General features: G+C 66.4%; 26 protein-coding genes. 13 read left to right on the forward strand and 13 right to left on the reverse strand.

What is annotated here, in order from left to right:
• The first annotated feature begins 1 nt into the window (after window position 1).
• The 7 genes from LZ585_RS04060 to LZ585_RS04090 all read left to right on the forward strand — a co-directional run bounded on the left by LZ585_RS04060 (window position 2) and on the right by LZ585_RS04090 (window position 5514).
• A complete protein-coding gene (locus LZ585_RS04060; RefSeq protein WP_234855158.1) occupies window positions 2-499 on the forward strand; it encodes a phosphatidylglycerophosphatase A family protein in 498 nt (165 codons plus the stop codon).
• A complete protein-coding gene (locus LZ585_RS04065) occupies window positions 496-966 on the forward strand; it encodes a CinA family protein (RefSeq protein ID WP_234855159.1) in 471 nt (156 codons plus the stop codon). The genes LZ585_RS04060 and LZ585_RS04065 overlap by 4 nt, the downstream gene beginning before the upstream one ends.
• Window positions 967-1041: 75 nt before the next feature.
• The gene (locus LZ585_RS04070) at window positions 1042-1653 is read left to right on the forward strand and encodes a holin-associated N-acetylmuramidase (protein ID WP_234855160.1); all 612 of its coding nucleotides are present in this window, start codon (window positions 1042-1044) and stop codon (window positions 1651-1653) included.
• A complete protein-coding gene (locus tag LZ585_RS04075; RefSeq protein ID WP_234855161.1) occupies window positions 1644-2165 on the forward strand; it encodes a holin family protein in 522 nt (173 codons plus the stop codon). The genes LZ585_RS04070 and LZ585_RS04075 overlap by 10 nt, the downstream gene beginning before the upstream one ends.
• Window positions 2166-2266: 101 nt before the next feature.
• Window positions 2267-4228, forward strand: a complete 1962-nt coding sequence (locus LZ585_RS04080; protein ID WP_234855162.1) for a heme lyase CcmF/NrfE family subunit — start codon at window positions 2267-2269, stop codon at window positions 4226-4228.
• On the forward strand, window positions 4225-4680 hold the full coding sequence (locus tag LZ585_RS04085; RefSeq protein ID WP_234855163.1) for a cytochrome c-type biogenesis protein: 456 nt from the start codon (window positions 4225-4227) through the stop codon (window positions 4678-4680). Before LZ585_RS04080 ends, LZ585_RS04085 begins: the two co-directional genes overlap by 4 nt.
• Before the next feature lie 63 nt (window positions 4681-4743).
• On the forward strand, window positions 4744-5514 hold the full coding sequence (locus tag LZ585_RS04090; protein ID WP_234855164.1) for an enoyl-CoA hydratase-related protein: 771 nt from the start codon (window positions 4744-4746) through the stop codon (window positions 5512-5514).
• On the opposite strand, the gene LZ585_RS04095 is transcribed toward LZ585_RS04090, so the two are convergent.
• From LZ585_RS04095 to LZ585_RS04105, 3 genes are all read right to left on the reverse strand, one after another.
• Complete coding sequence (locus LZ585_RS04095; protein ID WP_390625095.1) at window positions 5515-6249, reverse strand: NUDIX hydrolase; 735 nt, start codon at window positions 6247-6249, stop codon at window positions 5515-5517.
• Window positions 6195-6605, reverse strand: a complete 411-nt coding sequence (locus LZ585_RS04100) for a DUF983 domain-containing protein (RefSeq protein WP_234855166.1) — start codon at window positions 6603-6605, stop codon at window positions 6195-6197. Before LZ585_RS04100 ends, LZ585_RS04095 begins: the two co-directional genes overlap by 55 nt.
• A gap of 88 nt (window positions 6606-6693) precedes the next feature.
• Entirely contained in the window at window positions 6694-8079 is a 1386-nt protein-coding gene (locus LZ585_RS04105; RefSeq protein WP_234855167.1) for a diguanylate cyclase domain-containing protein, read from the reverse strand.
• A 100-nt stretch (window positions 8080-8179) separates the two neighbouring features.
• On the opposite strand from LZ585_RS04105, the gene LZ585_RS04110 reads away from it, so the two are divergent.
• The 4 genes from LZ585_RS04110 to hydA all read left to right on the forward strand — a co-directional run bounded on the left by LZ585_RS04110 (window position 8180) and on the right by hydA (window position 11681).
• Window positions 8180-8467 carry a DUF3572 domain-containing protein gene (locus tag LZ585_RS04110; RefSeq protein WP_234855168.1) on the forward strand — a complete coding sequence of 96 codons (288 nt, stop codon included), beginning with the start codon at window positions 8180-8182 and terminating at the stop codon, window positions 8465-8467.
• 52 nt (window positions 8468-8519) lie between these two features.
• Complete coding sequence (locus LZ585_RS04115) at window positions 8520-9035, forward strand: heme NO-binding domain-containing protein (RefSeq protein WP_234855169.1); 516 nt, start codon at window positions 8520-8522, stop codon at window positions 9033-9035.
• Complete coding sequence (locus LZ585_RS04120; protein WP_234855170.1) at window positions 9032-10042, forward strand: GGDEF domain-containing protein; 1011 nt, start codon at window positions 9032-9034, stop codon at window positions 10040-10042. The genes LZ585_RS04115 and LZ585_RS04120 overlap by 4 nt, the downstream gene beginning before the upstream one ends.
• A gap of 205 nt (window positions 10043-10247) precedes the next feature.
• Entirely contained in the window at window positions 10248-11681 is a 1434-nt protein-coding gene (gene hydA, locus LZ585_RS04125; protein WP_234855171.1) for a dihydropyrimidinase, read from the forward strand.
• A 3-nt stretch (window positions 11682-11684) separates the two neighbouring features.
• Here hydA and LZ585_RS04130 read toward each other — a convergent pair whose 3' ends face one another.
• From LZ585_RS04130 to LZ585_RS04165, 8 genes are all read right to left on the reverse strand, one after another.
• On the reverse strand, window positions 11685-12644 hold the full coding sequence (locus LZ585_RS04130) for a CobW family GTP-binding protein (protein ID WP_234855172.1): 960 nt from the start codon (window positions 12642-12644) through the stop codon (window positions 11685-11687).
• On the reverse strand, window positions 12637-12930 hold the full coding sequence (locus LZ585_RS04135; protein WP_234855173.1) for a hypothetical protein: 294 nt from the start codon (window positions 12928-12930) through the stop codon (window positions 12637-12639). Before LZ585_RS04135 ends, LZ585_RS04130 begins: the two co-directional genes overlap by 8 nt.
• A gap of 6 nt (window positions 12931-12936) precedes the next feature.
• Complete coding sequence (locus tag LZ585_RS04140) at window positions 12937-13839, reverse strand: polysaccharide deacetylase family protein (RefSeq protein ID WP_234855174.1); 903 nt, start codon at window positions 13837-13839, stop codon at window positions 12937-12939.
• On the reverse strand, window positions 13836-14855 hold the full coding sequence (locus tag LZ585_RS04145; protein ID WP_234855175.1) for an asparaginase: 1020 nt from the start codon (window positions 14853-14855) through the stop codon (window positions 13836-13838). The genes LZ585_RS04140 and LZ585_RS04145 overlap by 4 nt, the downstream gene beginning before the upstream one ends.
• Window positions 14856-15971, reverse strand: a complete 1116-nt coding sequence (locus LZ585_RS04150) for an ABC transporter ATP-binding protein (RefSeq protein WP_234855176.1) — start codon at window positions 15969-15971, stop codon at window positions 14856-14858.
• Window positions 15968-16807: an ABC transporter permease gene (locus LZ585_RS04155; RefSeq protein WP_234855177.1), complete on the reverse strand. Its 840-nt coding sequence runs from the start codon at window positions 16805-16807 to the stop codon at window positions 15968-15970. The genes LZ585_RS04150 and LZ585_RS04155 overlap by 4 nt, the downstream gene beginning before the upstream one ends.
• Before the next feature lie 9 nt (window positions 16808-16816).
• On the reverse strand, window positions 16817-17689 hold the full coding sequence (locus LZ585_RS04160; RefSeq protein WP_234855178.1) for an ABC transporter permease: 873 nt from the start codon (window positions 17687-17689) through the stop codon (window positions 16817-16819).
• 63 nt (window positions 17690-17752) lie between these two features.
• Window positions 17753-19051, reverse strand: a complete 1299-nt coding sequence (locus LZ585_RS04165) for an ABC transporter substrate-binding protein (RefSeq protein ID WP_234855179.1) — start codon at window positions 19049-19051, stop codon at window positions 17753-17755.
• 240 nt (window positions 19052-19291) lie between these two features.
• Here LZ585_RS04165 and LZ585_RS04170 point away from each other — a divergent pair, with 240 nt between their 5' ends.
• Window positions 19292-20320 carry a GntR family transcriptional regulator gene (locus LZ585_RS04170; protein WP_234855180.1) on the forward strand — a complete coding sequence of 343 codons (1029 nt, stop codon included), beginning with the start codon at window positions 19292-19294 and terminating at the stop codon, window positions 20318-20320.
• A complete protein-coding gene (locus LZ585_RS04175; RefSeq protein ID WP_234855181.1) occupies window positions 20313-21470 on the forward strand; it encodes an ABC transporter substrate-binding protein in 1158 nt (385 codons plus the stop codon). Before LZ585_RS04170 ends, LZ585_RS04175 begins: the two co-directional genes overlap by 8 nt.
• Window positions 21471-21520: 50 nt before the next feature.
• Here the strand turns inward: LZ585_RS04175 and LZ585_RS04180 are convergent, their stop codons facing one another.
• Both LZ585_RS04180 and LZ585_RS04185 read right to left on the reverse strand, forming a co-directional pair.
• Window positions 21521-22249, reverse strand: a complete 729-nt coding sequence (locus LZ585_RS04180) for an SDR family oxidoreductase (protein WP_234855182.1) — start codon at window positions 22247-22249, stop codon at window positions 21521-21523.
• A gap of 62 nt (window positions 22250-22311) precedes the next feature.
• The gene (locus LZ585_RS04185; protein ID WP_234855183.1) at window positions 22312-23037 is read right to left on the reverse strand and encodes an SDR family oxidoreductase; all 726 of its coding nucleotides are present in this window, start codon (window positions 23035-23037) and stop codon (window positions 22312-22314) included.
• Between the last annotated feature and the right edge of the window lie 4 nt (window positions 23038-23041).

A 23041-nucleotide genomic window follows, 5' to 3' on the forward strand; every position in this document is an offset into this window, starting at 1 on the left:
GATGATCAGCATCATCACGACCTTCTTCGGCATCGGCAGGCTGAGGCCCGCGCCCGGCACCTGGGGATCGGCGGCGGCCGTCCTGCTGGCGGTGCTGGTCTATCAGGCAGGCGGCGCGCTGCTGATCCCGCTGGGCGCGGTCCTTGCCGCGTTGATCGGCTTCTGGGCCGTGCCGCAGGCATTGCGCATGACCACGGACGAAGACCCGTCGGAAATCGTCATCGACGAGGTCGCGGGCCAGTGGCTGGCCATGTCCTTTACCGTGATCCCGCTGTGGCGGCACGGAATTTCGATCCTGGATGCCTGGCCCGGATTTGTCGTGCCCTTCCTGCTGTTCCGCCTGTTCGACATCTGGAAGCCCTGGCTCGTGGGCCGCGCCGACCGGCAGGGCGGCGCCGTGGGGGTGATGATGGACGACCTGTGGGCCGGGCTGTTCGCAGGCATCGGGTCCGTCGCGCTGGCGGGCCTTTACCACGCCCTGCTGGAGCCGATGCTGTGAGCCTTGCCGCCGATATCCTGGATGCCGCCCGTGCGCGCGGCGTGATGATCGCCACCGCCGAAAGCTGCACGGGCGGCCTGATCGCGGGCGCCCTGACCGAGGTTCCGGGATCGTCCGACGCCGTGGACCGGGGCTTCGTCACCTATTCCAACGCCGCCAAGCAGCAGATGCTGGGCGTGCGCGCCGACACGCTGGAGGACCATGGCGCCGTCAGCGAACAGGTCGCTGCCGAAATGGCCACTGGCGCCCTGCGCTTGTCTGACGCGGGCATCGCCGTTTCCGTCACCGGCATCGCAGGCCCCGGCGGGTCCGAACACAAGCCCGAGGGCCGCGTCTGCTTTGGCATCGCCCAGCCGTTCGGCACCCGCACCGAAACCGTCGAATTCGGCGCTATCGGCCGCCGCCAGGTCCGCGCCGCGACCGTGGACCATGCGCTGCAGATGCTGCTGGACGCGCTTCGCAGCTAGCAACGCGCGGCTGGTTAACAGCCCGTTAACGCAGGCCCGCCACCCTTGTGCCTCATTTGCAGGACGGGGGTATCCATGCCAAGCGTTGAGGAAGTCGCGGCCCAGATCGTTGCGCGAGAAGGCGGATATGTAAACGATTCCGACGATCCGGGCGGGGCCACCAACTATGGCGTCACCATCGGGACGATGAAATCGCTGGGCCTGGACCTGAACAAGGACGGGCTGGTCGATGCGAACGACGTCAAGATGCTGACCCGTGCCCAGGCGCAGCAGATTTTCGTCGAACATTATTTCCGCCGCCCGCGCCTGGCCGAACTGCCGCCTGCGGTGCAGGCCAGCGTCTTTGACATGTATGTGAACGCCGGCGCCAATGCGGTGAAGATCCTGCAACGCCTGGTCGCGCGGATGGGGTTTGCCGCGTCCGCTGACGGCGTGATCGGCCCCCGGACCCTCGCCGCGGCCCATGATGCCGCCGCCGCCGCGCCCGATCATTTCGCGGATGCCTATGGGATCGCGCGGCGCAATTACTACTATTCGCTGGCCGATCAGCGCCCCGCCAGCCGCAAATATGCGCGCAGCAAGTCGGGCGGGAAGGGCGGCTGGATCACCCGGGCCGAGGAGTTCATCCAGCCCCGCTATCACCTGACCGAGGCCGAGCATCGCGAAAGGACCGCCAAATGGGCATGATCGACCGCTTCATCGGCCTGGGCCAGGGCGTCACCGCCCTGGGCAGCGCCGCCACCGGCATGGCCGAGGTGTTCACCCAGAACGCCACCCGCAAGATGGAGCTTGAGGAGGAAGCCTATGCCCGCGCCATCAACCAGCTGGGCCAGGAATTCCAGTCCGTCCGGCCGGGGTTTTTCGACGGCTTCGTCAATGGCTTGAACCGTCTTCCCCGGCCGCTTCTGGCGCTGGGGACGATGGCCTTGTTCATCTATGCCATGGTGGAGCCGCAAGGGTTCAGCCTGCGCATGGTGGGCCTGCAGCAGGTGCCCGAACCCTTGTGGTGGCTGCTGGGCGCTATTGTCGGCTTTTACTTCGGCGCGCGCGAGGCACATCATTTCCGCCACCGCGTCTGGCCCGCCAACGAGGTCAAGACCAGCGTCACCACGACGCAGCAGGTCGCGATCAAGCGTCCCGACGAGGATTTCGCCGACAATGCGGCGCTGCGCGACTGGGTGGCCACCCTGCGCGAATAGGCCGCAGCCCGGCGCACGCAAAACTGATGGCGGCGACCAAGGGGGGACTTTTCCCCCCTTTTGCATGGGCCTATGCTGTGCAGGCACCAAAGGATCGCGCCATGACAGCAGAATTCGGCCATTTCGCCCTGATCCTCGCCTTTGCGGTATCACTGTTCCAGATGGTGGTGCCGATGGTTGGGGCGTCCAAGGGCTGGGAACCCTGGATGGACAGCGCCCGTCCCGCCGCCGTGGCGCAGTTCCTGCTGGTGGGCTTGTCCTTCGCGGCGCTGACAATGGCGTTCGTCACCTCTGACTTCTCGCTGAAGCTGGTTTATGAAAACTCGCATACCGCCAAGCCGATGCTCTACAAGATCAGCGGCGTCTGGGGGAACCACGAAGGCTCGATGCTGCTGTGGGTGCTGATCCTGGCGCTGTTCGGCGCGGCGGCGGCGGTGTTCGGCGACAACTTGCCCCCGGCCTTGCGGGCGCGGGTGCTGGCGGTGCAGGCGGCCATCGGGGCTGCCTTTTATGCCTTCATCATCTTCACCTCGAACCCGTTTCTGCGGCTGGCAAGCCCGCCCTTTGACGGGCGCGACCTGAACCCGCTGTTGCAGGACCCGGGCTTGGCCTTTCATCCGCCGTTCCTCTATCTGGGCTATGTCGGCCTTTCGATGGCGTTCTCCTTTGCCGTCGCCGCCCTCATCGAGGGTCGTGTGGACGCCGCCTGGGCCCGCTGGGTCCGGCCCTGGACGCTGGCCGCCTGGATGTTTTTGACCATCGGCATCGCACTGGGATCCTGGTGGGCCTATTACGAACTGGGTTGGGGCGGCTTCTGGTTCTGGGATCCGGTGGAAAACGCCAGCTTCATGCCCTGGCTTCTGGCCGCCGCCCTGCTGCATTCCGCCATTGTCGTGGAAAAGCGCGAGGCGCTGAAAAGCTGGACGATCCTGCTGGCGATCATGGCATTCGGATTTTCCATGATCGGGACGTTTATCGTCCGGTCGGGGGTGATCACATCCGTCCACAGCTTTGCCAGCGATCCGGCGCGCGGCGTCTTCATCCTGGGGATCCTGGTCGTGTTCACCGGCGGCGCGCTGACACTTTATGCCGCGCGGGCCACGCAGATGACGGCCAAGGGCGTTTTTGCGCCCGTGTCGAGAGAGGGCGCCCTGATCCTGAACAACGTCCTGCTGGCGGTCGCGGCATTCGTGGTCTTTATCGGCACGATGTGGCCGCTGATCGCGGAAATGCTGTGGGACCGCAAGCTGTCGGTCGGCGCGCCGTTCTTCAACCAGGCCTTCACCCCCTTCATGATCGCCCTGGCCATCGCGCTGCCCCTTGGGTCGATCCTGCCCTGGAAGCGCGCAACCCTGGGCCGCGTGATGCGGCCCTTGTGGCCTGCCCTGACCCTGGCGGGGGCGGTCATGGCGCTTGTCTTCGCCGTTTCCACGGGGCGGTCCGCCATTGCCGTGATCGGTGCGGGCCTGGGCGCCTGGATTATCTTTGGCGCGGTGGCCGAGCTGGTCCACCGCACCGGCCAGTCGGGCCTGTCGCGGTTGCTGCGCCTGCCGCGCGCCGATTGGGGCAAGGCCACGGCGCATGGCGGCCTGGGCGTCACCTTTATCGGCATCGCCCTGCTGACGGCCTGGCAGGTCGAGGATATCCGCGTGGCCCAAGTGGGCCAGCCGTTCCGGGTGGCCGATTACGACATCACGATTGCCAGCGTGGACGAGGTCGAGGGGCCGAACTACATCTCGACCACCGCCACGATGGAGGTGGCGCGCGACGGACGGCTGGTCGCCACGCTTCACCCCGAAAAGCGCGTTTATCCCGTCCAGGCCATGCCCACCACCGAGGCGGCCATCGACAATGGCATCTTCCGCGACATCTATCTGGTGATCGGGGACGCGCAAGCGGATGGGGGATGGGCGATCCGCACCTATATCAAGCCTTTCGCCAACTGGATTTGGGCAGGTTCGCTGTTGATGGCGCTTGGCGGGATCATCAGCCTGTCCGACCGCCGGTATCGCGTGGCGGCAGGCGCGCGCCGTTCGCCAGCCAAGACGGTGGCTGCGGAATGAGGCGTCTTCTGATCCTTTTGGCCCTGCTGCTGCCTGTCGCGGCCTTTGCCGTCCAGCCCGACGAAGTCCTGCCCGACGCCGGGCAGGAGGCGCGGGCGCGAGAGATCTCGCAAAAGCTGCGCTGCCCGGTTTGCCAGGGCGAAAACATCGACGAATCGAACGCGCCCATCAGCCGCGATCTGCGGCTGTATGTGCGCGAACGGATCGTGGCAGGCGACAGCAACGATCAGGTGATCGAGGCTGTGGTGGACCGTTTCGGCGAATTCGTGCTGTTCGAGCCGCGCGCGCGGGGCGGCAACCTGGTCCTGTGGCTGGCAGGTCCGGTCATGGCGCTGCTGGCCCTGCTGGGCGCCTGGCGGTTCCTGCGCGCCCGTGCGACCGCCCGCCCCGAACCTGCCGAGGCGCTGAGCCAGGCCGAACGCGACCGCCTGGACCAGATCATGCGCGACTGACGCCGGGTGGGGCTTTCCCCTTTGGCGTTTTGCGTCATGATGCGCCCCAAAAGGGGGACCGCCATGACCTATGAAACCATCCAGTTCACCATCAGCGACGGGGTTGCCGCCCTGACGCTGAACCGCCCGCAGGTAATGAATGCGCTGAGCAGCCGAATGCGGGCCGAGATCACGGATGCCGTTCAGACCCTGCCCGCCGATGCGCGATGCCTGGTCATCACTGGCGCTGGCCGCGGCTTTTGTTCCGGCCAGGATCTGACCGACCGGGCGGCAGCCGCCGATCTGGAAGGCACGCTGAGGGATGAATACGAACCCATGCTGCGCGCGATCCGCGCCTGTCGCGCGCCGGTGATCGCAGCGGTGAACGGCGTGGCGGCGGGGGCGGGGGCGAACCTGGCCCTGGCCGCCGATGTGGTGATCGCGGCGGAAAGCGCCAGTTTCATCCAGGCCTTTGCGCGCATCGGGCTGGTCCCGGATGCGGGCGGCACCTTTGTCATCCCCCGCGCCGTGGGCATGGCGCGGGCCATGGGCATGATGCTGTTCGCCGAACCCGTCGGTGCCCGTCAGGCTGCGGATTGGGGCCTGATCTGGGAGGCCTTGCCGGACGAGGGTTTCGCCGCAGGCATCGCCGCCCGCGCGCGGCAACTGGCCCAGGGTCCGACCGCCGCCTTTCTGGCGATCCGCGAGGCCGTGCAGGCATCCACCCAGAACGACATGGATGCCCAGCTTGCCCTGGAAGCGCGGCTGCAAGGGGCGGCGGGCCGGACGGCGGATTTCGTCGAGGGGGTGACGGCCTTCCTGGAAAAGCGCCCCGCGCGCTTCACCGGGCGCTGATCAGGCGATCTGCGCGAAACGCGGGGCCGGGCTGCGGTTGTCGAAGAACGGCACCGTGTCCGGCACGGGCAGGGGCGCGTCATGGGGCAGGTCCGCGATCAGGTCGGCCAGTTCGGCCAGCACCACCTCGGTGATGAAGGGCAGATCCAGGGCGCGCGCCTGGGCCAGGGGCACCCAGTGCAAATGCGAAAGCTCGTCGCAGGCGCGGCTGAAATCGTCGGGATCGGTCGCCAGGCAAGCGGCATCGGCCAGAAAGAATCGTGCATCGAACCGGCGCGGACGCCCCGGCGGCGTGATCGCGCGGAACAGATAGGTCAGGGGGACGGCATCGGGGGCCAGGCCCGCCTCGGCAAAGCCCGGCCAGTCACAGCGGCCGGGGCGTCCGATCAGCTGGCCTGTTTCCTCGGCCAGTTCGCGCAGGGCGGCGGCGGCGATGGCATGGGGATCGGTCGCGGTCCCGGGCCGGGGTTCCCGGGCCAGTCGGCTGCGATGGGGATCGGACAAGGGCGCGGCCAGCGTCGCCGCGGCGTCGGCTGCATCGACCGCCCCGCCCGGAAAGACGTATTTCGACGGCATGAAGACCGCCGCCGCCCCGCGCATCCCCATCAGGACCGAGGCGGCACCGGCCTGCCTGCGCAGCAGGATGATCGTTGCCGCATCGCGGATGGGGGCGGGGTCGGTCACGATGCCAGGGGCCTTGGTTCCGCGCCGAATCCGTGCATCCGCCGCGCCCATTGCAGGCCCACGAAAGCCCCCTTGATGCGCGGCAGAAGCAGCATCGACAGGATCACCGCCCCCAGGCTGAAGGTCCAGATCATCGTCATCGCCGACGGCCGCCACGCCACATAGCAGGCCAACAGCAGGGGCGCGCCCAGATGTGAGACCAGCAGGATCGTCAGATAGGCAGGCCCGTCGTCGGCGCGCTGGTGGTGCAGCGCCTCGTTGCAGGCGGGGCAGTGATCGGCGACCTTCAGGAAGGACCGGAACAGCTTTCCTTCGCCGCAGTTGGGGCAACGGCCCATGGCGCCCCGCAGCATCGCCTGGCCCGTCGGGCGCTCGGACGAATCGATGGGGGCTGCGTGGGACGACATGGCAATCTCCGGGGTCAGGGTGGGGCGATGCCAATGTAGGGGCTGCGCCGTCCCGATGCCAGTCCCAAGCCTTGCCCCTTTTGTCGCATCACCAGACGGGCTGGGTGGGCGCCATCAGCACGCGGTTCCGCCCCAGCGACTTGGCCGCCATCATCGCGCGGTCGGCCCGTTCCAAGGCGATTTCGGCCAGGATATCGGGGCGGCTGATGCAGAAGGGGGCCTGCTCGAAGGCGACGCCGATGGACAGGGTTGCCTGAACCTCGCCCCCGCCCGAGATGGGGGGCAGCAGCGTGGGCTGGGTTTCGACCCTGCGGCGGATCTGTTCGGCCATGTGGAAGGCTTCGGTCTCGGTGGCATGGGGCAGCACGACCAGAAATTCCTCGCCGCCCAGGCGGGCGGTCAGGCCGTGGTTCGACACGATGGCTTCGACCCGGTGCGCGATGTCGCACAGGACCGCATCGCCCGCGGCATGGCCGAAGTTGTCGTTGATCGTCTTGAAGCGATCCAGATCCAGCGCCATCACAGCGAAACCGCCCTGCCGCTTCATGGCGCTGCGGGCGATTTCGGCCAACCGGGGCAGGGCATAGCGGCGGTTGTGCAGCCCCGTCAGCGGGTCGGACATGGCCCAAGCGATGTTGCGCTTCATTTCCTCGCGCCGGCCATCGGCACGGCGCTTGCGATCCAACTGGTTGCGCAGCGCAAGGGCCGCGATTTCGGCGTTGTTATCCTCGGCCGGGTCCAGGGGCAGAACCTCGCCCGCGCCGAGGTCCAGGGCGATGGCGCAAAGCTCCTCCCGCTCGGGCGCGACAAGAACGGCGAAGCCGGCTTCCTTCGACCCGTTGCGCGACCGCAGTTCGGACAGCAGGCGCAATCCGTCGCCCTTCCGGTCGATGTCGGCGGCGATGATGTACAAATCCGCGCCATCGCCCTGGGCCGCCGCGCTGAGCGTTTCGTCCGGGCTGGAAATTGCAAAGCGGCAATTCAGGCGCGGTTGCAGGATATGGCGCCAGCGTTGCGCACGCCCCGGCTGGTCGGCCACCAATACGACATTGCCCGACGGCGCATGGCCGAACGCTCCTGCATCCTCGGCCAGGGCGAAATCGGGTGCATCCTCGGCCTCGGCATCGCGCAGCAATCCCCGCACCCGGGCCAGAAGCATCTGTTCCGCCACGCGGGGGTCCAGGACAGCCGCCGCGCCGGCCTCCAGCGCCTCGACCCGGCGGTGGCCATCGGCCAGCACAAGGACCGGCGCACGGGGCCGTTCTACAGATACCATCTGGAACACGTCGGCCAGCGGCAGCCCCGTAAAACCTGGTCCCAGTAGGATCAGGTCCGGGCGGCCCTGGCGCAGTTGCGACTGCAAGTCCTCGGCCGCAGCCGCTGTCAGAACGTCATAACAGGCGCCCGACAACCTGACCTTCAGGCTGATCCGGCTTGTCGCACTGCCTTCCGCGATAAGGATACGCGCAGTCACGGATAACGCCCCCCTTTCGACGATGTTCGAACAATGGCATTGATTCCTTAACAAAGGGTTTCCACACAGGCGGCTGATCCGCCGGATCAAAGGACAGGCGATGACATATACGCGAGAATCCGCACAGGACCTGGCCGTGACCATCCTGCTGTACATAGCGGAACGGCCTGACCTGATCGGGAGATTCCTGGAATCCTCGGGGCTTCAGCCGCAGGATTTGCGACAGGCCGCGGGCAATCCCGACATCGCGCTGCACGTCCTGGACTATCTGCTGGAAGACGACGCGCGGGTGCTGGACGCGGCCGCCGACCTGAACATAAAGCCCGGCGACCTGATGGCGGCCCGCACCGCCCTTGCCGGGCCGGGCAGCTATGGCTGGGAGGTCTGACATTTGCGATTTGTTCACCTGTTGCGCCTATCAAGGGCAGCGGAGGTGACATATGCACGATCTTGTCAGCCGCGCGGTCGAGAAGTTCTTGGCCGAGGAATCGGTCCCCATTCAGGCTGGACCAGGCATCCTGCCCCCCGGGCAGATGCTGCGCGATGCGGCGCTGCACCTGGACAAGCCCGTCGATGAACTGGTCGAGGATCTGGGCGCCTGGCTGGTCCGGCAGGACGAAATCTGGCGTCTGCTGCGCTTTTGCGGGCGCGATTTCCTGGATTTCCTGCTGCGGATCGAAGAACTGCCCGATCGGATCCGCCTGATCACCGACGATCTTGATGTTCCCGAGATTGCCCTGTCACGCAGCGAGGACGGGTTGCTGTGGATCGCGCTGTCTGGCGGCCCGCCCGTCTGGACGGCCCTGCTGGGCGGGCTGTTGCGTGCCATGGCCGATGACTATGGGGCGCTGTGCGTGATTACCCCACAGGCAGGGGGGCTGTGCATCGACGTGTCGGACTCTGCCTTTGCGGCCGCGCGCACCTTTCATCTGTCGTCCAGGGTCCAGGCCCGATGACCCATGCCCTGACCCTGGGACAGGATGCGCTTGACCGGTTGATGCCGATGCATCTGTGCATCAGCCGTTGCGGCCTGATCCATTTCGCCGGACCCACCATGCGCAAGCTGATCCCCCCCGGCGCGCAGCGGGTCGAGGATGTCTTTGTCGAAGGGCGGGGCGCCGCCCTGGGCCATGTCATCGGCGCGATCCGCGCGGTGGCGCCGGGGGACCGTCTGGCCCTGCGCCTGCGCCATCACCGCCAACTGACGTTGAGGGGCCACGTGGTGACGCCCGGGTTCGGAGGGCTTTTGCTGGATTTCGGCTTTGGCGTGTCTTTGTCCGATGCGGTTGCGGTCTTTGGCCTGACCGAATCGGACTTTGCCCCCACGGAATTGGCTCTGGAACTGATGTTCCTGCAAGAAGCCAACCGGGCGATCCAGCAGGAACTGGCCCGCTTCAACCGGCACCTGATGCTGGCCCGCCAGGATGCCGAACGCGACGCGCATACGGATGCCCTGACCGGCCTGCTGAACCGCCGGGGATTGCAGGTCGCAATGCGCGCGGCCCTGGATCCGCAGGACAAGATGCAGGGCTTTGCGCTGGTGCATCTGGATCTGGACAACTTCAAGCAGGTGAACGACCGGCTGGGCCACGCGGCCGGCGACAGGCTGCTGGGCGATGTCGCGCGGGTGCTGGGCCGGGCGGTGCGGGCGCGGGACCATGTGGCGCGGATCGGCGGCGACGAATTCGTGCTGATCCTTGGCGGAGCATGGACCAGCCAGGCGCTGACCGCCATCGGTACGCGGATCATCCAGGGGATCGAGGAGGCCTCGCCCGAAGAATGCGGGATCTCGGCCAGCCTGGGGGTGGTCTTGTCGGCGGGCTATGGCCGGAATGACATCGACCGGATGCTGGAGGACGCCGACGCGGCATTGTATCAATCCAAGCGGGCGGGCAAGGGCCGCGTCTCGGTCGCGCCCATTCCCGTCGGGAACCGCCCGGAACCGCTGCCGGGATTGCGCTGATCGTGCTGGCGTTGACGCGGGTGAGCCACCTTCGGGCACCAGTGGTCCGCCAATGTTCATCATCGCCGGCCTGCCTGGCAATCAAGGGGCAGAGGCACGCTCTCTTGTCCCCTGCTGCTTGCCTTGGGAATGATAGGGGCGTTCTATTCGGGACATACGCTTCGCCGGATGGCGACGATGTGATGATGCAGGGAAAGGGAACGTCATGCAGGACTTTGACCTGGTGATCCGGGGCGGCACGGTCGTGACTGCGGCGGATACCGCGCGGGCGGATGTGGGCATCCGCGACGGCAAGATCGTGACCGTCGGGCTGGACCTGGGCAAGGGCCGGCAGGACATCGACGCGACCGGGATGCGCGTGATGCCCGGTGGCATCGACAGCCATGTGCATCTGGCCCAGCCGGCCTTTGGCGGCCCCGCCATGGCTGACGGGTTCGAAACCGGCACCCGGTCCGCCATCGCCGGCGGCAATACCACCGTGATCCCCTTTGCCCTGCAGGCGCGCGGCGCGTCCCTGCGCCAGGCGGTCGAGGATTACCATAAGGAGGCCGAGGGCCAGTCCTATTGCGATTACGGGTTCCACCTGATCCTGACCGATCCGACGCCCGCCGTGCTGGGCCAGGAACTGCCCGCCCTTGTCGCGGCGGGCTATACCTCGCTCAAGGTGTTCATGACCTATGACGATCTGGTCCTGAACGACCGCGAACTGCTCGAGGTCTTTGACGCGGCGGGTGAGCAGGGCGCCCTGGTCATGGTTCATTGCGAGGGCTATGACGCGATCCGCTTCATGACCGAAAAGCTGGAAAAGGCGGGCAAGGTCGCGCCTTATTTTCATGCGGTGTCCCGCCCCCAGTCGGTCGAGCGTGAAGCCGCCCACCGGGCCATCAGCCATGCCGAACTGACCGGCGTGCCGATCATGATCGTCCATGTGTCTGGCCGGGAGGCGATGGAGCAGATCCGCTGGGCGCGGAGCCGGGGCCTGAGGATCCTGGGCGAAACCTGCACCCAATACGTGTCGCTGACGGCCGAGGATCTGAAAGGCCTGAACATGGACGAGACGGGCGGCAAATATGTCTGTTCGCCCCCGCCGCGCGACCGGGAAAGCTGGGACGCCATCTGGAACGGCATCCAGACCGGGGTGTTCCAGACCTTTTCGTCCGACCATTGCCCGTTCTTCTTCGAAGGCGAGATGGGCAAGAAGAACCCCAAGGCCCGCACCGCCTTCAAATGGGTGCCGAACGGCATTCCAGGGGTCGAGGTCCGGATGCCGATCCTGTGGTCCGAGGGCGTGGTCAAGGGGCGCATCACCGAAAATGAATTCGTGGCCCTGTCATCGACCAATCATGCCCGGATCTATGGGCTGACCACCAAGGGATCCATCGCGCCCGGATTTGACGCGGATATCGTGCTGTGGGATCCTTCCCGGCGGGTGACGATCAGCCAGTCGCTGATGCATCACGGGTCGGATTACACCCCTTGGGAGGGCTACGAGGTCACGGGCTGGCCCCATGCGACGATCCTGCGGGGCGAGGTGGTGATGCTGGAGGGCGAGATCCTGGGCAGCAAGCAGGGCGGCAGGTTCCTGCCCCGCGCGCTGTCGCCCATGGCCGGTCGCGGCGCAGGCGCGCCGATGCAGTGACGTTCAGCCGCCAAAGCGGCGCCAGGACTGGGCGATCCGGTCGCCGTCCATGCCGCGTCCGATCAGCACGATCACGTCCTCCTCGGGGGGCGGGCCTGCAAGGGCGTCGTTGTCGGGCAGGATCTCGGGCGGCTGGACGACCCGGCGCACCGATTGCAGCAGCAGGCGACCGGCAGGGGTGCGAACCACGCCCTTGATGCGCACGATGTCGTCGCCCCTGGCGTGGATCAGGGCAGACAGCCAGGTGGACAAGGCCACCCATCCGCCCTGCCCGACATCCAGGCGATAGGGCAGGATCGGCTGGACCGCGGACAGGGCGGGCAGGGCGAACGGCGTCATTCCGTCTTGCACCGGCGGCAGGGGGACCGCGACGCCCTGTTCGGCCGCCGACAGCACGGCGGCGGGATTGATCTGGTGCAGCGTCAGCGCCAGACGCCCCAGCGTTGCGGGATCGGCCCCTGCGGGCTTGGTCAGGATCAGGTCGTCGGCTGACTCGATCTGGGCGCGTGCAAGGGTTTCGCCCGCCAGTTGGCTGGCGCCGTGCAGGCTGTCCACCAACACCAGTGTTTGCGCCACCGACAGGCGGCGCGTCAGCACGGGGTCGGCCGCGATCGCCGCCGCGATCCGGCCGGGGTCGGCCAGGCCGCTGGTTTCCAGCAGGATCCCCGCAATCCGGCCTGCATCCCTGCCGCTGGCCGCATCACAGATCCGGCGCAGGGCGGCAAGCAGGGCAGGCAGCCCGGTGCAGCAGGCGCAGCCGCCTGCCAGCACGTCGATTCGATTGGCCCCCGCCAGCAGAAGGTTGTCCACCGGTGTTTCGGCTGCCTCGTTGACAAGGACATGGTGCCTTCCGAACCGGCCCATGTGCAACTGGTGGCGCAGCCAGGTGCTTTTCCCGGCACCCAGGAAACCGCCCAGGATTGTCAGCGGCAGGCGGCCGTCCAAACGCGGCAGGTCAACCATCCGCCAGGGCCAGGTCGGACAGCGGATCCACGGGTCGTCCGGCCATCCGTTCGGCGGCCGCCCACAGCGCGGCCAGATCGGACACCAGTTCGCGCTGTCCGCCCGGCGCGAACAGCTGCAAGCCGGGGGTCGCGCCGTCGTCCCATGCCTTCAGCCCATAGGGCGCCAGAAGGCGGTTCACCGTCCCCAGCCGGGCAAAGCGCAGGCGCAGCCGGTCGCCCGGGGTCTGCGCGCCCGCATCCGTCCAATGGCCGGGGGCTGCCGGAAAGCCGCAGGCGCTGCACATGGCGTTCTAGATCACCTCGGGCCGCTTGCCGGATGCGAAGGGATAGCGTGCGCGGAAATCGTCGGCGATCTCCTCGAAGGTGGCCCATTCCACGCCGTCATGGCTGTTGATATGGTCGATCAGCCGTTCCAGCATCAGCAGCACCTGGGGACGGCCCGCGACGTCGGGATGGATGGTAAAGGCGAACACGCCGTAATCCATCTCGCGATACACCCAGTCGAACTGGTCGCGCCACATTTCCTCGATATGGCGCGGATTGACAAAGCCGTGGCTATTGGGCGCCTTTTTCATGAACATCATCGGCGGCAGGTCGTCCACATACCAGTTGGCTGCGATATCGACGAGGTCGATCTCTTTCCCGTGCTTCAGCGGGTGCATCCATTCCTTGGCTTGCTTGGTATAGTCGATGGTGTTCCATTCGTCGCCCACGCGGGCGTAGAAGGGCTGGAAATCGCGATAGCCCTGCGAATGGTCATAGCTGAAATTGTATTTTTGCAGCAACGCGGCGGTGGAATTCGACATCTCCCACCAGGGCGCGACATAGCCGCGCGGGGCGCGGCCCGTCAGCCCCTCAATCAGTTCGATGGACTTGACCAGCACGTCTTCTTCCTGCTGGGGGGTCATGGCAATGGGATTTTCGTGCAGATAGCCATGCGCGCCGACCTCGTGACCGCCGTCCACGATCATCCGCATCTGGTCGGGAAAGGTTTCCAGGGAATGACCGGGGATGAAGAAGCTGGTGCGCAGGTCGTATTTCTTGAACAGCCGCAACAGGCGCGGGATGCCAACCTCGGTCGCAAAGATGCCCCGCTGGATGTCGGACGGGCTGTCGCCGCCGCCATAGGATCCGATCCATCCGGCGACGGAATCGATGTCGGTGCCGAAGGCGCAGTAGATTTTCTTGGTCATCGTGATCTCCGTGGAAAGGGGATTTCGGGATCTTCGGCCCGCCAGGACAGGTCGGTGAAATCGTCGAACCGGTCCGGGCCGCCAGTCATCAGCGACAGCATTAGCACCAGCCGGGCTTTCAGCGCGTCCAGATCGCCGCTGCCTTTCAGCCCCCGGTTCAGCAGGTCGATTTCCCCGCCCGCCTGGCCATAGGTCCGCGACAGCACGCGCCCGCCCCGCGTCCGGCTGGAAAAGACCACGGGGATGCGTTTGGCCGCAGCCGACAGCGGATCCAGCCAGGGGGACTGCACATGGCCGCCGCCCGCCAGATCCAAGACAAGCCCGGTGGCGCCTTCGTCAAGGCAAGCCTGGACCAGCAGGGGCGGATCGGACAGGCCGGGCTTCAGGATCGGCACAAAGGGCAGGGGCGCGTCGGGCGGCACGTCGAATCCAGGGCTGCGTGGCGGCCTTGCGTAAAGGATGGGCCGCCCTTCGGCCATCCATCCCAAGGGCGCGGGGGACCAGAAGGCCCCCGTGGACGAGGTGTCGCGTTTCTGCACCCAGGCCGCCTGATGGATCACGTCGTCAAAGGCGACAATGACGCCCAGGTTGCGGCAGCCGGGGTCCGCCGCGCAGGCCACGGCGGCCAGAAGGTTGGCGGGCCCGTCCGCACCGGGCAGCGAGGGGTTGCGCATGGCACCTGTGACCACGACCGGCACCGATCCCCGGTGCAGCAGGTTCAGCACGAACGCGGTTTCCTCGATGGTGTCGGTGCCCTGCGTGACCACGATTCCGGTCGTGCCCCCGTTCTCGTGCGCGCGGATCGCCGCCGCTAGGTCGAACAGTAGCGGCAACCCGATCTCGGTCGAGGGCAGGTTTGACAGGTTCCCCGCGTGGATCTGCGCCAAGGCGTCCAGTTGCGGGACGGCGGCGACCAGATCGGCACCCGTCAGGCCGGGCGCCACGCCGCCTGCGCCTGCATCGGGGGTGCAGGCGATGGTGCCGCCCAGGGCGATGATCTCGACCCGGGGCTTCATCTAATCCTCGTGCGGGGTGCCGGCCGAATCGTTCCGGCCCGGCAGGTAATGGTTCAGGGCCGCGTCCCAGGCGGCGTGGACGGTTTCTCCCACGCGGCGGGGATGGGCGAAGTAATCCTCGTCGTTCAGATAGATCATGAATTCCTCGTGCAGGCCGGTGTCCAGGGCGACCTTGACGAAGGTGCCCTGGTATTCGACGTTGACGACGGTGCCGGAAATGCCGTTGCGCGCCTGTGGGTCCGGTCGGATCGCGATGCGGTCCCGGCGCACGGAAAAGCGCAGATCCTGACCCGGTTCGACGCCCTTGGCGGCGGGCAGGTCATGGGAAACCCCGTTCGGTCCCGTCACAACGGCAACGGTTCCGTCGATGCGTTCGACCCTGCCGCCCAGCACGTTCTGCCCGCCCATGAAGCGCGCGACATAGGGGCTGTGCGGGCGATTATAAACGTCTCGCGGGCTGGCGGCCTGTTCGATCAGCCCGTGGTCCATCACCACGACCTGGTCGGCCAAGGCGATGGCCTCGGGCTGGGTATGGGTCACGTGGATGAAGGTGATGCCCAGGTCGTTCTGCAACCGCTTAAGTTCCACCCGCATCTTCAGCCGCAGGAACTCGTCCAGGGCCGAGAGCGGCTCGTCCAGCAGCAGGACCTTGGGGTTGGTGATCAGCGCGCGGGCCAGGGCCACGCGCTGCTGCTGGCCGCCGGACAGCTCCGACGGCACCCGGTCGGCCAGGTGCAGAAGCTGGACCCGGTCCAGCATCTCGCGCGCGGCGCGCCGGCGTTCGTCGGCCCGCACGCCCTTGACCCGCAGGCTGAAGGCCACGTTGTCGGTCAGCGACAGATGCGGGAACAGGGCATAGCTCTGGAACATCAGCGCCGTGCCCCGGCTGCCGGTGCGGGCCGTGGTCACATCGGTCCCCCCGATGAGGATGGTTCCCGATGTCGGCGTCTCGTGCCCGGCGATCATCCGCAGCAGGGTCGTCTTGCCGCAGCCCGACGGGCCGATCATGCAGCAATAGGCCCCGCCGTCGATGGCCAGATCGACGTTGTTGACCGCCTTCACCGGCCCGTAAAGCTTGGTGACGTTGCGGATGTCGATGCGGCTTTGTTCGGTCATTCAGTCTTTCCCTTGGCGCGCGACCGTTGTTTCTGGATGACGGCGATGGCCACAAAGGCCGCCGCGATCACCAGGAAGCTGACGGCCGAGGTCACCGTCCCAATGGCATAAAGCGCGGGCGTGGTGACATTGGTGGTCATGTTGGAAATCTCGATGGGCAGGGTGTTCCGGCCCCCCACGGTCAGAAGCGACCGCGGCATCTCGTCATAGGACAGGGTGAAGCCGAACAGGGCGACGGCAATCAGGCCGGGGAACAGGATCGGCACGGTGACAAGGCCCAGCACCTGCCAGGGCCGGGCGCCTGCGTCCCGCGCCGCTTCCTCCCACGATCCGTCAAAGCGGTTCAGCACGGCGAACATGATCAACAGCCCGAAGGGCAGGGTCCAGCTGAGATGCGCGCCAAGGCCCGACATCCACCAGGACAGCCGCAGGCCAAGCAGCTGGAAGAACTGGCTGATGCCCAGGCCCAGAAGGATGCCGGGAACGATCAGGCTGACGATCGACAGATAGAAGATCGGTCCCGCCCCCCAGAACCTGCGGCGGAACCCCAGTGCGGCGAACAGGCAGACCGTGGCCGTGATCGCCATCGCCATGACGCTCAGCATCAGCGACCGGCGGAACGCCCCGCCCAGATCGCCATAGCGGCTGGAGGTCCACAGGTCGTTGAACCAATGCGTCGAAACCCCCCGCATCGGGAATGTCAGCCCGCCGGTCGGCCCTTGGAAGCTGAGGATGAAGATCATCAGCATCGGTCCGTACAGGAACAGCACGAACAGCGCGAAGAACGCCGCCAGGACATAGAAATCGGCACCCCGCCGCGTGGATGTCTGTGACATGACCGCCCCCTACCGCGCCAGTTCGGCGCGGATATCCACAACCCGCAGGATCGCGGACACCATCAGCACCACCACCAGGATCAGCAGCACCGCCATGGCCGAGGCCTGGGGATAGAACAGCTGGTCGATCTCGTTCTTCATGGCCGAGACGACCGAGGCGCTTTGCCCACCGCTCATCACCCGGACGACGAAGAAATCGCCCATCACCAGCGTGACCACAAAGATCGAGCCAAGCGCGATGCCGGTCTTGGACAGGGGAATGATGACGCCAGTCAGGATCTGCCAGGAACTCGCGCCCGCGTCGCGCGCGGCCTCGATCAGGTTGGGGTTGATCTTGGCCATGCTGTTGAAGATCGGCACGATCATGAACAGCGTGAACAGGTGGATATAGGTCAGCACCACCGCGAAATCGGAATACAGCAGCACGTCCAGCGGCTGGCTGACCAGTCCCGCCCCGATCAGCATCTGGTTGAACAGCCCCTCGCGCCCCAGGAAGGGGATCCAGCTGACCATGCGGATCACGTTCGAGGTCCAGAAGGGGATCGTGCACAGCAGGAACAGCCCTATCTGCCATTTCAGGTTCCGCACGTGGAAGACCAGGAAATAGGAACAGGTAAAGCCGATCAGCACCGTGGCCACCAGGACGATGGCCGCGTATTTCAGCGTGTTGACAAACAGCGACAGCGTGACGCCAGCCGTCAGCACATCGCGGTAATTCTGCAAGGTGAAGGCGGGATAGACGGATATCCCGTCCGATTCCCAGAAGCTGAGCAGGACCACCGTGCCGATGGGAATGCCGACCATGGCCAGCATGATGATGGCAAGCGGCGCCACCTGAAGATAGGGGGTCAGGCGCGTTCCGCCCGTCGATTGCGCGGACATGACAGGATTCCTTGGCCAGATGCCGTTCCGGGATGGGGCGGCGGGTCGTGCCGCCCCGGGTCGTCAGGCCGAGATGAACTCGTTCCAGCGCTGGACCATATAGCGTTCCTCGTCCATCACGGTGTTCCAGCAGGCGACGTTGCCCATCCGGTCCTCGAACGATCCGCCGTCGCGCACGGCGCCGGCCTTATCCATCACGGCGCCATAGGGATCCAGGATATCCTCGGTCGCGGGCTTGCCTTCGTACCAATAGCCCACTTCGTTCGGGGACAGGTTGGCCTTGGCGGTTTCGGGCACCGACGAATAATATCCCTGGCGCGCGATGAACGCACCCTGCCAGCCGGTCAAATACCAGTTCATGTATTCATAGGCCGCTTCCAGCTTCAGCCCTTCCAGATGGCCCATCAGGCCCATCCCCAGGCCCCAGCCGCGATAGCCTTCCTTGAGGCCCTGATAGACGCAGCCGATGCCGCGCGACTTCACCGCGGTCACGGCGGGCGACCACATCGACTGGATCACCACCTCGCCCGCAGCCATCAGGTTGACGGATTCGTCGAAGGTGCTCCAGAAGGCGCGGAACTGGCCTGCCTTCTTCAGCTCGATCAACCGATTGATGGTGTGGTCGATCTCGTCCCGGGTCATGTTGCCCTTGTCGCCATAGGTGATCTCGCCCATCGCCTCGAGCGCCATGGCGGCGTCCATGATGCCGATCTGCGGGATGTTGACCAAGGCGGTCTTGCCCTTGAATTCCGGGTTGAACAGCTCGGCCCAGCTTTCGACGGGCCGCCCGATCAAGTCGGACCGGATGCCCACCGTGTCGGCGTTGTAGATGGTGGGCATGGTGGTGGCGAAATCGGTCGCCTGGGCCGCAAAGGACGTGTCGCCGGGGCCGCCCGTATACATCACCTCAAGGGGCATGGTGCCTTGGCGGGACAGGTCGGATCCGTCGAAGTTCTTGCCGTCCTTCATCAAGGGCGTCATCTTCGACCAGTTGGCGATCTTGGCGATTTCGACGGGCTGCAGCTTGCCCGATCGCCAGACCTTCTGCATGGCCCAGAATTCCAGGTCGGCGATGTCGATGGTTTCAGGCTGGCTGACCACCTTGGTCATCAGCGCGGTGCTGTCGGCGGTCTGCGGGACGATCGTGAAGCCCAGGTCGGCGCTGGCCTTCTCCGCGATATCCGCGATGACGGAATAGGACGGCCCGACCTGGTTCAGCGTCACGTCCCTGATGTTCTGCGCCCAGATCATCGGCGCGCCCAGGATACCCGTCCCGGCGGCCGCCCCCGTGGCCGCGGCCGTTGTTTTGAGGAACCGCCGCCGTGTCAGGCCCGCGCGATCCTTCCCGTGTGATTGTGTCATCTCGTCTCTCCCAGTTGGACGCCGTGCGGGTTGCACGGGTTTTCCCGGTCCGGGCCTGTTCTGCGGCCTTCTCGACTCGGAAAGCAGTACGGATACGGTAGCAAACTGTCCTTAGGATGCAATGCACATTCCATTTGCGAAGGGGGAAAGCGCGGCGCAAGATCGGGGTCAGGCATTCGCGGGAACGGGCGGCACCTGCCCGGGAAATCCGCCTGATCCTTGTGCAGGAAAAGAATTGGCATGGGCCTTGCCGGAACGGAAAAGCAGGGGGAGGGCGCGCCGCCGGGCAGCGCGTTCTTTTATGCCTCGGTCCGCGACCTGCTGGCAGGCAAGATCAGATCCGGCGAACTGCCTGCCGGCACGGTCCTGAAGGAAGCGCCGATCTCTGGCCAATTGGGGATGAGCAGGGCGCCCGTGCGCCGGGCGCTGATCCTGCTGGCCGAAGACGGCCTTATCACCCCGGCGGCGGGGCAGGGCTATGTGGTGGGCGGATCGCGCACCCCCCTGCGCCTGTCGTCCCGCCGCCTGCACGAGATCCTGACGGCCCAGGCCGACGACATCGGCCGCACCGCGTCGTGGGAACGGATCTTTTCCCAGGTGGCCGAGGCCGTGACCGCCTGCATGCCCTTTGGCACCTTTCGCATTCAGGAAAGCGAGCTTGGCGATTTCCACAATGTCAGCCGCACCGTCGCGCGCGAGGTGCTGTGGCGCCTGATGGACCGGCGCCTGATCGAGAAGAACCGGAAGTCCCACTGGATCGTCGGCCAGATGACCGCGCGGGATCTGCGCGACACGCTGCAGATGCGCCGCCTGCTGGAACCCGAGGCATTGTCCCAGGTCGCCCCCGACTGGGCCGAGGCCCGGTCGGACGCGCTGCTGGCCCGGGTCGAGGCCGCGATCGCCGCCTTTCCGGCCTGCGGGGCGGCGGTGGTCGATCACCTGGAGGCGGCGATGTTCGTGGATATGTATGACGGCGTGCGCAATTCGCGCCTGCTGGGGTCGATCCGGCGCAACCAGTTGTCCCTGCTGGTCCCGCGCCTGTTCCGGCGGCATTTTCCGATCATCGACGACCTGCCCGCCCTTCACGAATATGCCGGGATCCTGCGCTATCTTCGGCAAGGGGACGTGCCGCAGGCACGCGATGTCCTGCACCGCCACCTGGTCCGGGTCGAAGCCCTTGTGCTGGCGCGGCTGCGCGTCCTGTCGCTGCTGGAGCCGCCCGATATGCCCCCCTATATGACGCCCGTTTACAGGGACCGCGATGGCTAGGGCGTTGCGCGTAATCGGAACATCGGCCACCCTGACCGAGGCCTTGCGGCGCCAGGCCCATGCCGATCTGGAATTTCCCGTTGAATTCGAGGTGCTGGACGGCCTGTCCTGCCAAAGCCGGGGCGTGTTGTCGCCGGAAAGCTATGACGTTTACGACCAATGGTTTCATTCGCTGGACCTGTTGTGGACGGCAGGGTCGATCCAGGCCATCGACACAGGGCGCATCCGGCATTGGCCGCAGGTCCGGGCGTCGGGGGTCTTTGCGGATGGCGGGCAGGGGTTCGGGACGCGCCCGGCCGACATCCTGTTCGTCCAGCCCGATCGCAGCCTGTCGGCCGCGCCCGGCCGGGCGATCTCGATGCTGCCCACGACGTATAACGTGGACAGCTTCGCCTATGCGCCGGAACTGGCGGCACGCCGCCGTCCGGGCGAACCCGAAAGCTGGGCCTGGCTGCTGGACGACCGCTGGCACGGGCGCTGCGCCCTCAGCCTGGATCCGGCCGCCAGTGCCATGGAACTGGCGCTGGCCGTCCAGGCCGCCGGGCTGATGCGCGTCGGCGATCCGGGCTGCCTGGCCATCGAGGAGATCGACGAGATGTTCGGGCACCTGATGGCCCGCAAGCGCAGCGGCCATTTCAGCCGCTTCTGGACATCGGCCGAGGATTCGATGCGGCTTGTGTCCGCATCGGGCTGCGTCCTGTCCTCGCTGTGGTCCCCGGCCTATTACGGCATGAGGGCGCTTGGCCATGACCTGACCTATGCCGCCCCGGTCGAAGGCTATCGCGGCTGGCATTCCGGGATGTGCCTGTCGGCGGCCACGGAAGGTGAAGGGCTGGAGATGGCCTATCGTTACCTGAACTGGTGGCTGGACGGCGTGCCCGGGGCGATCATGGCGCGGCAGGGATATTATATCTCAGTCCCGGAACCGTTGCGCGACACACTGACGGACGGGGAATGGGATTACTGGTATGGTGGCCTGCCCGCCGCCCAAGACCTGACGGACAGGTCGGGCCGGATCGTTGTCCATGCGGGCGAAACCCGTGAAGGCGGCGGCTATCGCCAGCGTTTGTCCAAGGTCGCGGTCTGGAGCACGATCATGCCGGAACACAACTATCTGGTCCGGCGCTGGCACGAATTCCTTCAGGCGTAAGGGCGGGGGACGGGCAATCCGGTTCCCACCAGCCCCCCGCCAGCCCGGTGTCAGATGTCGAAGTTGCTGGGCAGCACGATCATGTCGCGGATCGTGACGTTGCGCGGGCGCGTCAGCATGAACATCAGCGCGTCCGACACCTCGGTCGGTTCAATCAGCGCGCCGGCGTCCTTCATGCGTTGCAGCCGTTCCGGTTCCCAGTCCGACAGCAAGGCCGAGATGACCGGCCCGGGCGATACCTGGCCCACGCGGATGCCGTGGCCCATCAGCTGCCGGCGCATGGTCTGGACAAAGCAGGTGACGGCCCATTTCGACGCGGAATAGACCGGCTCGACATGGATCGGTGCATGGCCCGCGATGGAGCAGGTCACAACGATGTCGCCGGTCTTGCGGCCGATCATGTGCGGGGCCACGGCGTGGACGTTCTTCATCACCGCATTGACATTCAGGTTTAGCATCCGGTCAATGGCGGCGGGATCCGTGTCGATCAGGTCGCCGCCGATATAGCTGCCGGCATTGCAGGCCATGATGTCGATATGGCTTACTTTTTCCAGGATTTCGGGCACCATCGCGTTGCAGCTGTCGGCATCCAGCAGGTCGGTCACCTGCGCCACCGCGTTTTCGCCCAACTGGCCTGTCAGGTCGGTCAGGGCGTCCTTGTTGCGGTCCACCATGACCACGCGCGCGCCTGCCGCCAGCAGGGCCTGGGTCGTGGCAAGGCCGATGCCCGAAGCGGCCCCGGTGACAACGGCGATCTTGCCGTGAAGTTCTGCGGACATGGAAAGCTCCTTCATCTTGCGGGGGTGGTCCCCGCGGGTCTTTTCGGTTTGGCAGGGTCGGGTCAGACGGCCAGGAAGCCGCCGTCCACGGCCAGGACGGCGCCGGTGACCATGGCGGCGTCTTCGGACAAGAGCAGGGCGATGGACCGGGCCACGTCCTCGGCCTCGGCAAAGCGGCCAAGGGGGTGGCGTGCCATCATGGGCGCGCTTTTGGCGGGGTCTGACCAGGCCTCGGCGGCCAGTTCAGTCATGGTCACGGTGGGCGCGACGGCCGCGACGCGGATGCCGTGGGGGCCAAGCTCTCGGGCCATGACGCGGGTGGCGCCCTCCAGCCCGGCCTTTGACGCGGCATAGCAGACGTGATCGGAAAACCCGCGATGGCCCGCGATGCTGGTCACGTTGACGATGGCGCCGCCGCCGCCCGCGGCAATGCGGGCGCGGGCGAATTCCTGGGCGCAGATCAGCGCGCTGCGCAGGTTGATGTCCATCACCGTGTCATACCCCGCATCGGTCATGTCCAGCAGGCTTTCCAGCACATTGGTGCCCGCGCAGTTCACCAGGAAATCGCAGGTGGCCGCCTGGGCCATCGCCGCGCGTGCGGCACCGGGGTCGGACAGGTCGGCCGCGATGCCCTGGCTGCCGGTATCCCTGGCCAGGCTGTCCAAGTCGGACCGGGTGCGGCTGATCGCCACGACCCGTGCGCCGCGCGCGGCCATCAGCAGGGCGGTGGCCCGGCCGATGCCCTTGCCGGCGCCGGTGATGATGACGGATTTGCCTTGGAACTGCATGGGA

Origin of the sequence: Paracoccus everestensis (assembly GCF_021491915.1) — a bacterium.
Classification (GTDB): Bacteria; Pseudomonadota; Alphaproteobacteria; order Rhodobacterales; family Rhodobacteraceae; genus Paracoccus; species Paracoccus everestensis.

What these genes read in the sequence shown, in the direction of transcription:
- LZ585_RS04060 (WP_234855158.1), top strand. Translation starts at nt 2, where the DNA reads ATGATCAGCATCATCACGACCTTCTTCGGCATCGGCAGGCTGAGGCCC.
- hydA (WP_234855171.1), top strand. Translation starts at nt 10,248, where the DNA reads ATGCAGGACTTTGACCTGGTGATCCGGGGCGGCACGGTCGTGACTGCG.
- LZ585_RS04180 (WP_234855182.1), bottom strand. Translation starts at nt 22,249, where the DNA reads ATGTCCGCAGAACTTCACGGCAAGATCGCCGTTGTCACCGGGGCCGCT.
- LZ585_RS04095 (WP_390625095.1), bottom strand. Translation starts at nt 6,249, where the DNA reads ATGGGCGCGGCGGATGCACGGATTCGGCGCGGAACCAAGGCCCCTGGC.
- LZ585_RS04075 (WP_234855161.1), top strand. Translation starts at nt 1,644, where the DNA reads ATGGGCATGATCGACCGCTTCATCGGCCTGGGCCAGGGCGTCACCGCC.
- LZ585_RS04135 (WP_234855173.1), bottom strand. Translation starts at nt 12,930, where the DNA reads ATGTGCAGCGCCTGCGGCTTTCCGGCAGCCCCCGGCCATTGGACGGAT.
- LZ585_RS04110 (WP_234855168.1), top strand. Translation starts at nt 8,180, where the DNA reads ATGACATATACGCGAGAATCCGCACAGGACCTGGCCGTGACCATCCTG.
- LZ585_RS04085 (WP_234855163.1), top strand. Translation starts at nt 4,225, where the DNA reads ATGAGGCGTCTTCTGATCCTTTTGGCCCTGCTGCTGCCTGTCGCGGCC.
- LZ585_RS04155 (WP_234855177.1), bottom strand. Translation starts at nt 16,807, where the DNA reads ATGTCACAGACATCCACGCGGCGGGGTGCCGATTTCTATGTCCTGGCG.
- LZ585_RS04080 (WP_234855162.1), top strand. Translation starts at nt 2,267, where the DNA reads ATGACAGCAGAATTCGGCCATTTCGCCCTGATCCTCGCCTTTGCGGTA.
- LZ585_RS04140 (WP_234855174.1), bottom strand. Translation starts at nt 13,839, where the DNA reads ATGACCAAGAAAATCTACTGCGCCTTCGGCACCGACATCGATTCCGTC.
- LZ585_RS04120 (WP_234855170.1), top strand. Translation starts at nt 9,032, where the DNA reads ATGACCCATGCCCTGACCCTGGGACAGGATGCGCTTGACCGGTTGATG.
- LZ585_RS04100 (WP_234855166.1), bottom strand. Translation starts at nt 6,605, where the DNA reads ATGTCGTCCCACGCAGCCCCCATCGATTCGTCCGAGCGCCCGACGGGC.
- LZ585_RS04160 (WP_234855178.1), bottom strand. Translation starts at nt 17,689, where the DNA reads ATGTCCGCGCAATCGACGGGCGGAACGCGCCTGACCCCCTATCTTCAG.
- LZ585_RS04070 (WP_234855160.1), top strand. Translation starts at nt 1,042, where the DNA reads ATGCCAAGCGTTGAGGAAGTCGCGGCCCAGATCGTTGCGCGAGAAGGC.
- LZ585_RS04170 (WP_234855180.1), top strand. Translation starts at nt 19,292, where the DNA reads ATGGGCCTTGCCGGAACGGAAAAGCAGGGGGAGGGCGCGCCGCCGGGC.
- LZ585_RS04185 (WP_234855183.1), bottom strand. Translation starts at nt 23,037, where the DNA reads ATGCAGTTCCAAGGCAAATCCGTCATCATCACCGGCGCCGGCAAGGGC.
- LZ585_RS04175 (WP_234855181.1), top strand. Translation starts at nt 20,313, where the DNA reads ATGGCTAGGGCGTTGCGCGTAATCGGAACATCGGCCACCCTGACCGAG.
- LZ585_RS04090 (WP_234855164.1), top strand. Translation starts at nt 4,744, where the DNA reads ATGACCTATGAAACCATCCAGTTCACCATCAGCGACGGGGTTGCCGCC.
- LZ585_RS04165 (WP_234855179.1), bottom strand. Translation starts at nt 19,051, where the DNA reads ATGACACAATCACACGGGAAGGATCGCGCGGGCCTGACACGGCGGCGG.
- LZ585_RS04115 (WP_234855169.1), top strand. Translation starts at nt 8,520, where the DNA reads ATGCACGATCTTGTCAGCCGCGCGGTCGAGAAGTTCTTGGCCGAGGAA.
- LZ585_RS04145 (WP_234855175.1), bottom strand. Translation starts at nt 14,855, where the DNA reads ATGAAGCCCCGGGTCGAGATCATCGCCCTGGGCGGCACCATCGCCTGC.
- LZ585_RS04130 (WP_234855172.1), bottom strand. Translation starts at nt 12,644, where the DNA reads ATGGTTGACCTGCCGCGTTTGGACGGCCGCCTGCCGCTGACAATCCTG.
- LZ585_RS04150 (WP_234855176.1), bottom strand. Translation starts at nt 15,971, where the DNA reads ATGACCGAACAAAGCCGCATCGACATCCGCAACGTCACCAAGCTTTAC.